11 protein-coding genes, 8 tRNA genes, 3 rRNA genes and 2 other annotated features are annotated in these 14,025 nt (G+C 35.4%); of the genes, 2 read left to right on the forward strand and 20 right to left on the reverse strand.

Annotated features, from left to right (window positions below):
* Positions 1 to 533: 533 nt before the first annotated feature.
* Positions 534 to 1,193: a type II toxin-antitoxin system VapC family toxin gene (locus BN1075_RS09360; protein WP_040192835.1), complete on the forward strand. Its 660-nt coding sequence runs from the start codon at positions 534 to 536 to the stop codon at positions 1,191 to 1,193.
* A 183-nt stretch (positions 1,194 to 1,376) separates the two neighbouring features.
* Here the strand turns inward: BN1075_RS09360 and BN1075_RS09365 are convergent, their stop codons facing one another.
* From BN1075_RS09365 to BN1075_RS09400, 8 genes are all read right to left on the reverse strand, one after another.
* Positions 1,377 to 2,054 carry a LysM peptidoglycan-binding domain-containing protein gene (locus tag BN1075_RS09365; protein WP_040192836.1) on the reverse strand — a complete coding sequence of 226 codons (678 nt, stop codon included), beginning with the start codon at positions 2,052 to 2,054 and terminating at the stop codon, positions 1,377 to 1,379.
* Between the two features lie 169 nt (positions 2,055 to 2,223).
* A complete protein-coding gene (locus BN1075_RS09370; RefSeq protein ID WP_040192837.1) occupies positions 2,224 to 2,427 on the reverse strand; it encodes a cation transporter in 204 nt (67 codons plus the stop codon).
* Between the two features lie 10 nt (positions 2,428 to 2,437).
* A complete protein-coding gene (locus tag BN1075_RS09375; protein WP_040192838.1) occupies positions 2,438 to 3,346 on the reverse strand; it encodes a PSP1 domain-containing protein in 909 nt (302 codons plus the stop codon).
* A gap of 1 nt (position 3,347) precedes the next feature.
* Positions 3,348 to 4,277: a DNA polymerase III subunit delta' gene (locus BN1075_RS09380; protein ID WP_040192839.1), complete on the reverse strand. Its 930-nt coding sequence runs from the start codon at positions 4,275 to 4,277 to the stop codon at positions 3,348 to 3,350.
* Positions 4,278 to 4,387: 110 nt separating this feature from the next.
* Positions 4,388 to 4,717 carry a cyclic-di-AMP receptor gene (locus BN1075_RS09385; RefSeq protein WP_040192840.1) on the reverse strand — a complete coding sequence of 110 codons (330 nt, stop codon included), beginning with the start codon at positions 4,715 to 4,717 and terminating at the stop codon, positions 4,388 to 4,390.
* Positions 4,718 to 4,735: 18 nt separating this feature from the next.
* The gene (tmk, locus tag BN1075_RS09390) at positions 4,736 to 5,359 is read right to left on the reverse strand and encodes a dTMP kinase (RefSeq protein WP_040192841.1); all 624 of its coding nucleotides are present in this window, start codon (positions 5,357 to 5,359) and stop codon (positions 4,736 to 4,738) included.
* 44 nt (positions 5,360 to 5,403) lie between these two features.
* Positions 5,404 to 6,852 (reverse strand): aminotransferase class I/II-fold pyridoxal phosphate-dependent enzyme, encoded by a 1,449-nt coding sequence (locus tag BN1075_RS09395; RefSeq protein ID WP_040192842.1) that lies wholly within the window; start codon positions 6,850 to 6,852, stop codon positions 5,404 to 5,406.
* Positions 6,834 to 7,040: a sigma factor G inhibitor Gin gene (locus BN1075_RS09400; protein WP_040192843.1), complete on the reverse strand. Its 207-nt coding sequence runs from the start codon at positions 7,038 to 7,040 to the stop codon at positions 6,834 to 6,836. The genes BN1075_RS09395 and BN1075_RS09400 overlap by 19 nt, the downstream gene beginning before the upstream one ends.
* A 286-nt stretch (positions 7,041 to 7,326) precedes the next feature.
* Here BN1075_RS09400 and BN1075_RS09405 point away from each other — a divergent pair, with 286 nt between their 5' ends.
* Positions 7,327 to 8,478, forward strand: a complete 1,152-nt coding sequence (locus BN1075_RS09405; RefSeq protein ID WP_040192844.1) for a zinc-binding metallopeptidase family protein — start codon at positions 7,327 to 7,329, stop codon at positions 8,476 to 8,478.
* Positions 8,479 to 8,517: 39 nt separating this feature from the next.
* Here the strand turns inward: BN1075_RS09405 and BN1075_RS09410 are convergent.
* The 12 genes from BN1075_RS09410 to rrf (BN1075_RS09470) form a co-directional block, all read right to left on the reverse strand.
* Positions 8,518 to 8,592 (reverse strand) — tRNA-Cys (locus BN1075_RS09410).
* A gap of 4 nt (positions 8,593 to 8,596) precedes the next feature.
* A tRNA-Phe gene (locus tag BN1075_RS09415) sits at positions 8,597 to 8,672 on the reverse strand.
* 7 nt (positions 8,673 to 8,679) lie between these two features.
* A 5S ribosomal RNA gene (rrf, locus tag BN1075_RS09420) occupies positions 8,680 to 8,797 on the reverse strand.
* Between the two features lie 77 nt (positions 8,798 to 8,874).
* Positions 8,875 to 9,744: a sequence feature (23S ribosomal RNA rRNA prediction is too short), on the reverse strand.
* A 9-nt stretch (positions 9,745 to 9,753) separates the two neighbouring features.
* Positions 9,754 to 10,088: a sequence feature (23S ribosomal RNA rRNA prediction is too short), on the reverse strand.
* A gap of 395 nt (positions 10,089 to 10,483) precedes the next feature.
* Positions 10,484 to 11,992, reverse strand: a 16S ribosomal RNA gene (locus tag BN1075_RS09430).
* Between the two features lie 481 nt (positions 11,993 to 12,473).
* Positions 12,474 to 13,220 carry a peptidyl-prolyl cis-trans isomerase gene (locus BN1075_RS09435; protein ID WP_040192847.1) on the reverse strand — a complete coding sequence of 249 codons (747 nt, stop codon included), beginning with the start codon at positions 13,218 to 13,220 and terminating at the stop codon, positions 12,474 to 12,476.
* A 157-nt stretch (positions 13,221 to 13,377) separates the two neighbouring features.
* A tRNA-Lys gene (locus BN1075_RS09440) sits at positions 13,378 to 13,453 on the reverse strand.
* Positions 13,454 to 13,458: 5 nt separating this feature from the next.
* Positions 13,459 to 13,533: transfer RNA gene (locus tag BN1075_RS09445), tRNA-Gln, on the reverse strand.
* Between the two features lie 5 nt (positions 13,534 to 13,538).
* A tRNA-Arg gene (locus BN1075_RS09450) sits at positions 13,539 to 13,615 on the reverse strand.
* Between the two features lie 3 nt (positions 13,616 to 13,618).
* Positions 13,619 to 13,692 (reverse strand) — tRNA-Gly (locus BN1075_RS09455).
* Between the two features lie 5 nt (positions 13,693 to 13,697).
* Positions 13,698 to 13,781, reverse strand: a tRNA-Leu gene (locus tag BN1075_RS09460).
* Between the two features lie 5 nt (positions 13,782 to 13,786).
* Positions 13,787 to 13,861, reverse strand: a tRNA-Glu gene (locus tag BN1075_RS09465).
* Between the two features lie 5 nt (positions 13,862 to 13,866).
* Positions 13,867 to 13,984, reverse strand: a 5S ribosomal RNA gene (rrf, locus tag BN1075_RS09470).
* Positions 13,985 to 14,025 lie beyond the last annotated feature (41 nt).

Consider the following 14,025-nt stretch of genomic DNA (forward strand, 5'->3'; position numbering starts at 1 on the left):
ATTCTTATTACAAACCTTTTAGTAAATATTCAACAAGCTACTTTCTTTGTAACTAACTCAAAAATCTTCACTGTCAAATTTCATCTAATCAAATTAACCAACAGTAGAATCCTTTTGAAATACAAACTTAAAGTATCTCTCCTATTATATACTAATATCTTTGTTTTTTCATCTTATGGAACATTTTTAGAAAGTATCTCACATCTTACAACAGTTCTTTATATTGAATTTAGTATAACGTAAAAATTCCTTAAGCATTTACATACTTAAGGAATCTATATTACATATAGGGGGAAGCAATATGTCGACTTTAAATTTATCTTCATAAATTCTTCATCTGCATATTGCTTTAAGGGTTTATATTTATGATTTACTTGTCATTAATATTGTTTCCACTAAAATCCTAATTATACATGCACTTAATTCATGACAATCATATTATATAAAATGATTAATTTATATATTTACATGTAATAAGGATTCAATAAGCTTAATAAACTTAATATAAGTAATATAACGGAAAGGACTGCATTATGGAAATACTAATATATCCTTTTAACTCTATAGATTTTAACTCCAATACTACCATACTCCTGGATGCATCCTTTTTACTTAGTTTAGTATATGATGATGACATTCATCATGCAGAATGCATTGAAGTATTTAGGATATTAATAAATAAAAAAACCAAACTATTTATAACAAATATAATATCTGCTGAAGTATTAAATCAAATTATGTATAGGGTTTTTATGCTTGATATACGTCATAAAATGGATAAAAGAAATCCATTTAACTCTCAAACTAATATAAAGGATATTATATCCTCCTTCAGTAAATATGATAAAAAAATCATAAAGGATAAGAGAATTGATAAATTAAGAGAGATACCTTATAAAAAATACTTTGACAATATATCTAAAAATACTAAAAAACGTGATCTTCTTAGCATATATTATAAAACTGCCGTTGCCATGCATAATCAACTTGAAAACACAGTTAAGTACTCCTATGTTGATATTAATAAACAGTGTATGATTAAAACTAAAGAATTAATGGTTAAGAATATGCTCTCTATAAATGATGCAACCCATTTGGCATCCTGCATATGTAATAACATTGAATACCTTTTAACTTTAGATAGTGACTTTATTTACGCTGATTGTGATTCTGTAAAAGTATTAAAGATATAACACACTACATTCTCTAGTGATTATACCTTTAATACTTTTAATCATTATATTTAATTTTTATATTTAATTCTTATTCATTTGTTTTTATTCGTTTGTTTTTTGCACAGTTATTAGTTATCTAACAGACTCTTTAGTTATATTTTTTGTTTTTATTTCTATCTTCCAATTCAAAGCTTTAATAAACTATTGCTCTGAGGCTGGAATACAAATTTTTTGATCTACCTTAATAACATCAGAATCTCCTATGCTATTATGTGCTTTTATAGCTTCTACAGCATCCATAACATTCATTGATGTCATATTCTTTTGTGCAATACTAAATAATGTATCTCCTTCTTTTACAACATAACTCTTATGACTTGCATGATCTCCTGTTGCAGTAGCACTATCTTTAGAATCATTGCTTTGATTTTCTAATGCTGTTTCATAAGAAATAATTAACTTTTGCCCTTGTGAAATTACATCATCAGTTAAATTATTTCTTTGTTTTATTGTTTCTACTACCTTTGTTGGATCAGAATTAGGCATATAAGCTTTTGCAATACTAAATAATGTATCTGTTTCTTTAACAGTATAGTACCCTTCTTTAATACCTTCACTTACTTTAGAATCTTCTTCCTTTTGTGCTGTTTCTTTTTCATCATCTGTTTTACTTACTGTAGTAGTCTCATCATTAGATGTCTCATTAGCTGTTTCTTTATCAGTTTTGTCATTAGTATTAGATCCTGTTTCAATTACGTTTGAATCGTTCTTATTTGAAGCAGTATTGTCTTTATCTCCAATGTAGCTAACTGCAAGAAATACTACAGCTAATATTGCTATACAGCTTATAATTATTCCTATTTGTTTTTTAAATTTCATTATTAACACCTCTCATAAAATTAATGAATTATATTTAATTTATGGACCAAAATGGTAAAAATTATACATGTTGGAATGTCAATTTAATATTTTTTTATATTTTTTTATAAAAAAAGAAGATTGCAGTTCAAACTACAATCTTCCTAAAAGCTTTTTCTAGGTTTTAAAATTAAATTACCATATATCCTTCATTTTCTATAGATTCAATTATCTCTTCTATAGATATAAAATTATTATCATAAACTATTTCTGCTTCCTTCTTTGCTTTGTGAATACCACAAGCAATTACACCTTCATTAGTAGATATAGCATTCTTAATCCTTGTGACATCTTTTGATGTTATCATATCACAAATTTTTAGAGTACTCTTCATATCTATCCCCCTAATTTTCTTTAAATAGTTCCTTAATTATCGATGGATCTTCGATTTGTTTTTCTAGTTCTTTTATATCCACATCATTAATAACATCTTCAAAGCTTCCTGATATTAATGTTAATTCATTAATTCCAACAGCCTTTATATCATCTTCGCCTTCTTTTAATGTTACCTTAACTTTAACAGCTTCTTTAACTACGCTGCTTGAAACAACCTCACCCTTTCCATAAGGTGTGTTAACTATAGAACCAACCTTAGGAAGTCTCTTTCTTATGCCTTCGTAAGTTTCTTGTTCATAGTTTAAACAGCACATAAGTCTTCCGCAAATTCCTGAAATTTTAGTTGGATTTAAAGAAAGGTTTTGTTCCTTAGCCATCTTAATAGAAACTGGAGCAAATTCTCCTAGGAATGTAGAGCAACATAAGCTTCTTCCACAAGGGCCAAGACCACCTGTCATTTTTGCTTCATCTCTTACCCCGATTTGTCTTAACTCTATTCTAGTTCTAAAAATTGAGGCTAAATCCTTTACTAACTCTCTAAAGTCAACCCTTCCATCGGCTGTGAAGTAAAATATAACTTTATTATTATCAAATGTATACTCAACATCTATTAACTTCATTCTTAAGTCATGGGCTTTAATTTTCTCTAAGCATATTCTAAGAGCTTCTTCTTCCTTAGACTTATTCTCAATGTTTAAATTTATATCTTCTTCTGTAGCCTTTCTAATAACATTCTTAAGAGGAGCAACAATTTCTCCCTCCTTAAGCTCTTTTATACCAACTACACATTCTCCAAATTCTATTCCTCTAGCTGTTTCAACTATTACAAAGTCACCTTTTTTTATATTTAACTCACCAGGATTGAAATAATATATCTTTCCCGCCTTTTTAAACCTTACCCCTATTACTGTTATCATTTTAAACCTCCTGCATTCTCAAAACCATTGTTATAAATGCCAATGATGAGTTTACATTATTTTTTAGAGTATTTCGTGTTTCTTCTACAATTCTAATCATATCATTTAATTTACTTGATGAAAATATATTAGCCAAATCTTTGATCTCTGAAGTTTTATCACTATTAATTAATAAATCCTCATCTCCAATTTCTTTATATATAATAACATCTCTTATCACAGTTATAATTATATCTAGTATGTCATCCTCCATACTTCCATAGGTTGAAAAAAAGCTCTCATAGCTTAGTGAAATTTCACTATCAATTTCCTTTGTTCTTTTAATCAACTCACAAATTGTACTTCTTATTAATTCAAAATCTTTATTTTTTATAAGCTTTTCAGCCTGACCTGGTACACCCTTGCCAAAAGCCTTTGCTAACTTAAGCTCCTCTTCTGATAAATCAGGAAACTTGCTCGTCATAAAATCATTCATTTCCTTATCTGCTAAGGGTCTTAATTTATGTATACAGCATCTTGATTTTATAGTATCTAAAATTCCATCAAGCTCCTCACATAATATAAATATATATACATTAGCTGGCGGTTCTTCAATTGTTTTTAAAAATGCATTTTGAGCTTGAAAAGTTATCTTATCCCCACTATCAATTATTATAACCTTCCTATCGCCTTCAAATGGTTTCTTGTTACACTCTTCTATTATTGTTCTAATTGTATTAACACCAATAGAACTCTTTCCCTTATCAAGCGTCCAATGAATAATGTCAACATGATCACGCGGATGATTAAGATTTAGCAACCTAGCTGAAATCTCATCTGCTAAAATACTTTTTCCTATACCCTTCTCTCCAACAAAAATATGAGCATGAGTAAATTTATTATTTTCTATAGCTTCAATTAAATTATTTTTAATCTTTTCATGCCCTATCATGGCTCTCCTCCTGTGGTTTTTATATAATACGCTTTAGCTTAACTACTTTCTTTTATATGAAAAATGTACAATAAGCCAAGCCTATTGTACATCGTATCAGCCTAAGTATATTATACTCTTAAAAACTTATCAACATCAACAACAAATATAGTTGCACCACCTATATTTACTTCTATTGGATATGGAATATATACTCCTGTAGAACCAGCCACTGGAGAAGGTGATGATACAAGCTGTTTTCTAACCTTACATATTTCCTCAATATAACCTAAAACAGTATCAACTTTTTCAGCTTCAACACCAATCATTAATGTTGTGTTTCCAGCTTTAAGAAATCCCCCCGTAGTTGCTAGCTTTGTTACCCTTAGCCCATTCTCTGTTAAAATGTCAACTAAGTCCATAGCGTCATCGTCTTGTACTATTGCAATTATTAGCTTCACTTAAACCCCTCCTACGTGTTATATCTTAACAATGGATTCAACCTTACTTATAATTTCCTTATGAATGTTTTCAATAGTGTTGTCTCCATCTATTAATTCTATTTTATCATATATTTCACTAATTTTTGTATATCCTTCAAAAACTTTTTTATGAAAATCATCTCCACCATTTTCTAACCTATCTAAAGTTTTTTGATTTCGTTTCCTTTCAATGCCTTTATCATAAGGAATTGTAATCATAAACACAAAATCTGCTTCTAATCCACTAAGTGCAGCATCATTAATTGACTTTATTTTTTCTACGCCAAGATTTCTTGCAATCCCTTGATACACTATAGATGAATAAACAAATCTATCACATAAAACTACTTTTCCTGCAGCTATTGCTGGTTTAATAACTTGGCTTACAAGCTGTGCTCTAGAGGCTGCATAAAGAAGCGCTTCGCACATATCATCCATTTCTTTATTATCATTATCTAAAATAACCTCTCTTATCTTCTCACTTATTTTAGTTCCGCCAGGCTCCCTTGTTCTTACTACTTCAATCCCCTTATCTAAAAAATACTTTTCTAATAGTGCTATTTGAGTAGACTTTCCACTACCATCTGGACCTTCTAGTGCAATTAATAATCCCTTGTTCATTTATAAACTCCTCCAATATGTATAATACTATGTACCCTTAAATTCTATTTCTTTAATACCGTTATCATTCCCTCTTCAATTCCTAGTAATGTAACATGATTTTCTATATAATAATTAATAATTTTACCCACTTCTTGACTGATTAATTCACCAGGCATTACCAGTGGAATTCCTGGTGGATATGGAACAATAGCTTGTCCGCATATTTTATCTAAAGCATCCTCCACCATACACCTTTCTTTTTTTAACTCAATAGCTTCCCAAGGCATAACTTTCATCATAGGAATAGGACAATCCACCGGAATAGTATGATCGTCCTTAATTAAACTAACATTACATCTCTTTAAAGCTCCATATAGTTTTTCAAAATCATTTCTTGTATGACTTGTTGCAAATAATAGTATAACGTTCCTATGATCACTCATCTCAGCTTGAATATTTTGTGTTTTTAAATACTCTGATAAAGCATGACCACTATATCCTCTTGGTAAATTAATTATATACCTTGATTTATCTATTTTCACTCTGCTACAGTAACTTTCCTCATTACTGAATTCTTTATTTATATCCATTTCTCCTATGACATGAAAAATTCCTATTCTATTTATCTTCTCTCTATACTCATCACTTAACTTTATTAGATTTTCATATGCTTCAGTACCATACTTTTGTAAGTAGTATCTGCTGTAATCTAATGATGCCATAAATAAATAAGACGGACTTGTAGTTGAAAATACACTTGTAAAATAATCTACTTTTTCAATTAGCTCCTCACAATTCAAATGCAAAAATGATGTCTGAGTAAGACTTGGTAAAGTTTTATGCGCACTATGAACAACCATATCTGCTCCTAAAGAAACAGCATTAACAGGCAATTCTTCTGAAACTCCAAAATGTGCCCCATGAGCACTATCAATAAGAACCTTCATTTTGTATTCTCTAGCTTTTTCAATTATCTCTTCTAAATCAGAACATAATCCATAATAATTGGGATATGTAAGTAATATTCCCTTTGCATCCTTATTCTTTTCCATAACAGAAAACAAATGCTCCTTATCAATAGAAAAAGGAGCATCATAACTCTCACTGATTTTGTTTCTTATATATATAGGCTTTAACTTTCTTAAAACAATACTATTATATACAGATCTATGACAATTACGCTCTACAATGATTTTATCATGTTCATTAAACACAGAAAAAATCATTATCATATTTCCTGATGTACTTCCGTTTACTAAAAAGTAAGATTTCTTACTTTGATAATAATTACTTAATTCCTTTTGGGCTTCCTTAATTATGCCTTCTGGATTATGAAAATTATCCATACCGTCAACTTCTGTAACATCAAAATCAATCATATTGCTCAGAAAAAGCCTTCCTTCGTCTGTTTGTTCATATGCTTTTCCACATTTATGCCCCGGCATAGCAAAATAACTATTATTCTCCTCTTTATATCTTAATAGTGCATCCACTATTGGTAATCTCGGCAATTCTCATTCACTCCTCTTGGTATAAGTCGTACTAAATTTTTCTTTATACAGTTTTTATAGAAATCATAGAAATCTGTTTCTTCATCTATTATCAATAGCCTTTTCTCACAGCTTTCACAAATTCCTTTTCCATATACAATTATACCATCATTTAGAGGCTTTCTACATATAATACACGTCCTACACATACTTATCCCCCTCAAAATTTATCATTTGGCTTTTAGCTATTAAAAACTTTTATTAAAATAAAATTTAACTAAATTTTATTTAACTAGAACCATCTAAATTTTCGCCTCTTATACTATATTTTATTCAATTGAAGGGCTTTTTTTATGTTGTCCCAAAAATTTATTTCACTCTATAATTATATACAATTCTCCAATAAGCCTATAAATCATAATTTTTATGGATATACTAATGTAGTAAATCATCGAAATCTATATTTATATAAATAAACATTAAGGAGGGTTTTCTTTGAAACAAAACATCCTAAGCTTTTTATGCACCATAAAAGAGGATATTTTCTCTTTAAATAAATACTTATATGATATTAGCGAAAATTGTTTTAATGAATATAAATCTTGCGAATATATAACTAACTTATTAAGAAAATATAATTTTAAAGTCGAAAGTAACTTTCAAAATATCTCAACATCATTTAAAGCTCAAATAGGAACTGGCCATCCTGAAGTATGCTTTATCTGCAAATATAGTACAGGAGATGAATCTGGTCACGTATTTGGTAATAATGCTAATGCTGCTATGAGTATAGGTGCTGCAATAGGCTTAAGTCATGTAATTGATAAAGTTGGAGGCTCGATAATTATAATTGGCTGTCCTGGTAAATATTCAAATGGTGCTGAAATTATAATGACAAGAGAAAAAGTATTTGAGGAAACAGATGTTATTTTTGCTCCTCATGCTGATAATGTAACTTGTTTAAATAATATTTCATTATCTTCAATTCCTATGGAGTTAGCTTACTCAAACTTGTGGTTAGAAAATGGAAAAGCAAATCTATCTTCACTGGATGTATGTCTTCAGAATGTACATTTTATAAATCAGCTTATCCAAGATACATGCAATCACTGCTTTATGGATCATTTACAACTAATATGTGATAATGCATTAAATGAATATCCATCATCAGCAAAAGTAAGATTTGAAATTAAAACTAAAAATTATTGTATTGGAGAAAAAATTGAATCTAATGTTCGAAAATATATTAAATGTATTGAAGAGGTCATGAATATCGATTGTAAATTATCCTTACTTGAACTTCCTTGTAAAGAACTAATAGATAATCATGTAATAAACAAATTATTTGAATCTAATCTTAAGGAGTGTGGATTGATAAACATAACATCTGGTAAAATGATGCTTTATCCAGTTGGTATCGGAACAGTAAGCCATACTACAGCGACTATTTATCCATCAATTAACATAGTAAGTGATTCTTCTATTAAGTGTCCTTCTTTAGAATTTAAAGAAGCAACTATATCAGAATTCTCAAAAGAAAACATATGGAAAGCTATAGAAGCATTAGCTATTACAGGCTTAGATCTAATCGAACGCAAAGATTTAATATGTGAAAGTACTTCTGAACTTTATAAAAGTATCAAATAAAAAGAAAAAGACCTTGTAAATTACTTTACAAGGTCTTTTTGGAGGCGCCACCCAGATTTGAACTGGGGAATAAAGGCTTTGCAGGCCTCTGCCTTACCACTTGGCTATGGCGCCAAACTGGTGGCTCGAGCAGGAATCGAACCAGCGACACGAGGATTTTCAGTCCTCTGCTCTACCGACTGAGCTATCGAGCCACACCTGACCTGGCAACCACCTACCCTCCCACACAGCTTCCCGTGCAGTACTATCGGCCTCCTAATGCTTAACCTTCGTGTTCGGTATGGGAACGGGTGTATCCATTAAGAGCATCATCACCAGATTATCTTGGTTATAAGAGAAATATTCTCTCAAAATTACACAGTGAACATTGTTTCGTCAATTTATTAGATCAAGCCCTCGACTTATTAGTATGAGTCAGCTGAACATGTTACCATGCTTACACCCCTCACCTATCAACCTGGTAGTCTTCCAGGAGTCTTACTAACTTACGTTATGGGAAATCTCATCTTAGGGTGGGCTTCACGCTTAGATGCTTTCAGCGTTTATCCCTTCCAGACATAGCTACCCAGCTGTGCCACTGGCGTGACAACTGGTGCACCAGAGGTCTGTCCATCCCGGTCCTCTCGTACTAAGGACAGCTCCCTTCAAATTTCCTACGCCCGCGACGGATAGGGACCGAACTGTCTCACGACGTTCTGAACCCAGCTCGCGTGCCGCTTTAATGGGCGAACAGCCCAACCCTTGGGACCTACTTCAGCCCCAGGATGCGACGAGCCGACATCGAGGTGCCAAACCTCCCCGTCGATGTGGACTCTTGGGGGAGATCAGCCTGTTATCCCCGAGGTAGCTTTTATCCGTTGAGCGATGGCCCTCCCACGAGGTACCACCGGATCACTAAGCCCGACTTTCGTCCCTGCTCGACTTGTAGGTCTCGCAGTCAGGCTCCCTTCTGCCTTTGCACTCTTCGAACGATTTCCGACCGTTCTGAGGGAACCTTTGGGCGCCTCCGTTACTTTTTAGGAGGCGACCGCCCCAGTCAAACTGCCCATCTAGCAATGTCCTGTGACCAGATTCATGGCCTCCAGTTAGAATTCCAGTACTGTCAGGGTGGTATCCCAAGGTTGACTCCACACAACCTGACGGCCATGTTTCTCAGTCTCCCACCTATCCTGTACAGACAATACCGAAACTCAATGCTAAACTACAGTAAAGCTCTACGGGGTCTTTCCGTCCAATCGCGGGTAACCAGCATCTTCACTGGTACTACAATTTCGCCGGATTTGCTGTTGAGACAGTGCCCAAATCATTACGCCATTCGTGCGGGTCGGAACTTACCCGACAAGGAATTTCGCTACCTTAGGACCGTTATAGTTACGGCCGCCGTTTACTGGGGCTTAAGTTCACACCTTCGCTTGCGCTAAGCATTCCCCTTAACCTTCCAGCACCGGGCAGGCGTCAGCCCCTATACATCAGCTTTCGCTTTAGCAGAGACCTGTGTTTTTGCTAAACAGTTGCTTGGGCCTATTCTCTGCGACCTACTTGCGTAGGCACCCCTTCTCCCGAAGTTACGGGGTCAATTTGCCGAGTTCCTTAACAGCAGTTCTTCCGATGGTCTTAGGATTCTCTCCTCACCTACCTGTGTCGGTTTGCGGTACGGGCACTTGCTTCCTCCATAGAGGCTTTTCTTGGCAGCGTGGAATCAGTTACTTCACCCCGTAGGGCTTCCCCATCACACCTCAGATTCGGCTAGCGGATTTTCCTACTAGCTACTNCTAGACTTCAATAATTCTACAAAGAATTCATTAAAATTCTTGACGAAATTGTTTCTTTAAATTAATTTAAAGGTTTAACAATATATATCACTGTGTAATTTTCAAAGAACATTCAAGTTTTTAAACCTTTCGGTTTTTCAAACTTATATTTTGAGAGTTAGTCTCTCAAAATTAAACAGAGTAATAAGTACCAGTAGTTTTCATAAGGGATTAACCTTATGTCGACTCCCTAGAAAGGAGGTGATCCAGCCGCAGGTTCTCCTACGGCTACCTTGTTACGACTTCACCCCAATCACTAATCCCACCTTCGGCCGCTGGCTCCTTGCGGTTACCTCACGGACTTCGGGTGTTACCAGCTCTCATGGTGTGACGGGCGGTGTGTACAAGGCCCGGGAACGTATTCACCGCGACATGCTGATTCGCGATTACTAGCAACTCCGGCTTCATGCAGTCGAGTTTCAGACTGCAATCCGAACTGGGATGAATTTTATAGTTTGGCTCCACCTCGCGGTATTGCATCTATTTGTATTCACCATTGTAGCACGTGTGTAGCCCTAGACATAAGGGGCATGATGATTTGACGTCATCCCCACCTTCCTCCACGTTAACCGTGGCAGTCTCACTAGAGTGCTCAACTTAATGGTAGCAACTAATGATAAGGGTTGCGCTCGTTGCGGGACTTAACCCAACATCTCACGACACGAGCTGACGACAACCATGCACCACCTGTCTTCCTGCCCCGAAGGGCTTCCTCGATTAAGGGTAATTCAGGAGATGTCAAGTCTAGGTAAGGTTCTTCGCGTTGCTTCGAATTAAACCACATGCTCCGCTGCTTGTGCGGGCCCCCGTCAATTCCTTTGAGTTTTAATCTTGCGATCGTACTTCCCAGGCGGAATACTTATTGTGTTAACTGCGGCACAGAAGGAGTCGATACCTCCTACACCTAGTATTCATCGTTTACGGCGTGGACTACCAGGGTATCTAATCCTGTTTGCTCCCCACGCTTTCATGCCTCAGCGTCAGTTACGGTCCAGAAAGCCGCCTTCGCCACTGGTGTTCTTCCTAATCTCTACGCATTTCACCGCTACACTAGGAATTCCGCTTTCCTCTCCCGCACTCTAGATGTCCAGTTTGAAATGCAGCACCCAAGTTGAGCCCGGGTATTTCACATCTCACTTAAACATCCGCCTACGCATCCTTTACGCCCAGTAAATCCGGACAACGCTTGCCACCTACGTATTACCGCGGCTGCTGGCACGTAGTTAGCCGTGGCTTCCTCCACGGGTACCGTCATTATCGTCCCCGTAAACAGAACTTTACAACCCTAAGGCCTTCTTCATTCACGCGGCGTTGCTGCGTCAGGGTTTCCCCCATTGCGCAATATTCCCCACTGCTGCCTCCCGTAGGAGTCTGGACCGTGTCTCAGTTCCAATGTGGCCGATCACCCTCTCAGGTCGGCTACGCATCGTCGCCTTGGTGAGCCGTTACCTCACCAACTAGCTAATGCGCCGCGGGTCCATCTTGTAGCGGATTGCTCCTTTGATCTTTCTACCATGCGATAAAAAGATGTTATGCGGTATTAATCTTCCTTTCGGAAGGCTATCCCCCTCTACAAGGCAGGTTACCCACGTGTTACTCACCCGTCCGCCGCTAATCCACCCCGAAGGGCTTCATCGCTCGACTTGCATGTGTTAGGCACGCCGCCAGCGTTCGTCCTGAGCCAGGATCAAACTCTCAATTTAAAAAGTTTGAGCTGCGCTCTAATTGTTTCGCTGACTTGTTAAAGTCATTTATTGATAGATTATCTCTATCGAAATTAACTGGTTTTACCTTTATTTCTCTGTTTAATTTTCAAAGACCAATTCTTTTTCTTCGTCGTTTACTTCCGACGACTTTTATTATTTTACCAGAGGCTTTCGCACCTGTCAACAACTTTTTAAAAACTTTTTAATGAGTTTTTCAAGTTTGTTGTTTTTGTTTTGCCGTGTCTCTCAGCGACAAGTCATATCTTATCATTATTTATTCTATATAAAAATATAATAAAACTTTATATTAGATAAATATAGGTCAAATTCTTCAATATACTTGCTTTTTCTCTTTAATACTCATATTGATACACTAGGTATTGTTTATATACAAATTACTATTATCTCATGTTTATATATAAAAAAGGATATAATCTTCTATTGATTATATCCTTCCAAAACAATTTCTTGATATTTTTTATTGACCCATTTTTACATCTTGCTCTTGCTTTAATTTATTTACGAAATTAAGGTAAGTAGCATTTTGTTTTTGGCTTAATAAATTTACCTTTAACTGATCTTTAACTTCATCAAAGCTCTTAGTTACTTCTGCAGTTTTTTCTTCAACTTTAATTAAGTGGTATCCAAATTGAGTCTTAACAGGCTCACTAACTTCACCAATTGCTAATTCGAATGCAGCTTCTTCAAATTCAGGAACCATTCTACCTCTAGTAAAGAATCCTAAATCTCCGCCTTGTGAGCTTGATGGACAGCTAGAATTTTTTTGAGCAGCCTCTTCAAAGCTTACGCCTCCATCTATAGCAGCCTTAACTTCTTTAGCCTTTTCTTCACTATCAACTAATATATGTTTAGCTCTAACGCTTGCTTCTCCTTTAAACATATTTGGGTTGTTATCATAGAAAGCTTTTACTTCTTCGTCTGTTACTGTAACAGCATCTAAAACTTTCTTAACTCCTGCTTGAATTAATAGATCTTTTTTTAGTATTTCTAATTGCTCTTTATACTCTTCAGTTTCATCTAATTTTTCATCTGCTGCATATTTAGAAACTAATTCAAAGCTTATTAATTGCTCTAATAATTGAGCTTTACCTTGCTCTGTAGCAAAAAAAGCTTGATTCTCTTGAGGGAATCTTGTCATTGCCATATTTAAATCATTTTCTGTTATTTCTTTACCATTAACTGTAGCTAATATTTTATTTTCCATATTTGTTCTCCTTCTTACATAATGTAGTTAAGTATATGATAACATACTTAACTGATAAAATAAAATGAATTTTCTTTTTATATTTTACTGCATTTTTTAATATACCTATAAATTTATACTGATACAATAAAAAAAGCACTTCAATATGAAGTGCTTTTGGTGGCTCGCCGGGGGATCGAACCCCGGACACCATGATTAAAAGTCATGTGCTCTACCGACTGAGCTAGCGAACCATTTATGGCTGGGATAGCAGGATTTGAACCTACGAATGCCAGAGTCAAAGTCTGGTGCCTTACCGCTTGGCGATATCCCATTATATGGTGCGTCTTAAGAGATTCGAACTCCTGGCCCACGCCTTAGAAGGGCGTTGCTCTATCCAGCTGAGCTAAAGACGCTAATGGAGCGGGTGAAGGGAATCGAACCCTCGTAACTAGCTTGGAAGGCTAGCACTCTACCATTGAGTTACACCCGCTTATTTGGTGCAGATGAAGGGAGTCGAACCCCCACGCCTAAGGCGCTAGATCCTAAGTCTAGTGCGTCTGCCAATTCCGCCACATCTGCATATATGGTGACTCCTAGGGGAATCGAACCCCTGTTACCACCGTGAAAGGGTGGTGTCTTAACCGCTTGACCAAGGAGCCTTATGACCTGGCAACCACCTACCCTCCCACACAGCTTCCCGTGCAGTACTATCGGCCTCTTAATGCTTAACCTTCGTGTTCGGTATGGGAACGGGTGTATCCATTAAGAGCATCATCACCAGATTATCTTGGTTATAAGAGAAATATTCTCTCAAAATTACACA

Source organism: Clostridium culturomicium (assembly GCF_000821305.1).
Lineage (GTDB): Bacteria > Bacillota > Clostridia > Clostridiales > Clostridiaceae > Clostridium_J > Clostridium_J culturomicium.

Bases quoted from the DNA above. Each gene is read 5' to 3' on its own strand.
- BN1075_RS09380 (WP_040192839.1), bottom strand. From the start codon at position 4,277: ATGATAGGGCATGAAAAGATTAAAAATAATTTAATTGAAGCTATAGAA.
- BN1075_RS09375 (WP_040192838.1), bottom strand. From the start codon at position 3,346: ATGATAACAGTAATAGGGGTAAGGTTTAAAAAGGCGGGAAAGATATAT.
- BN1075_RS09400 (WP_040192843.1), bottom strand. From the start codon at position 7,040: ATGTGTAGGACGTGTATTATATGTAGAAAGCCTCTAAATGATGGTATA.
- BN1075_RS09365 (WP_040192836.1), bottom strand. From the start codon at position 2,054: ATGAAATTTAAAAAACAAATAGGAATAATTATAAGCTGTATAGCAATA.
- BN1075_RS09370 (WP_040192837.1), bottom strand. From the start codon at position 2,427: ATGAAGAGTACTCTAAAAATTTGTGATATGATAACATCAAAAGATGTC.
- BN1075_RS09435 (WP_040192847.1), bottom strand. From the start codon at position 13,220: ATGGAAAATAAAATATTAGCTACAGTTAATGGTAAAGAAATAACAGAA.
- tmk (WP_040192841.1), bottom strand. From the start codon at position 5,359: ATGAACAAGGGATTATTAATTGCACTAGAAGGTCCAGATGGTAGTGGA.
- BN1075_RS09360 (WP_040192835.1), top strand. From the start codon at position 534: ATGGAAATACTAATATATCCTTTTAACTCTATAGATTTTAACTCCAAT.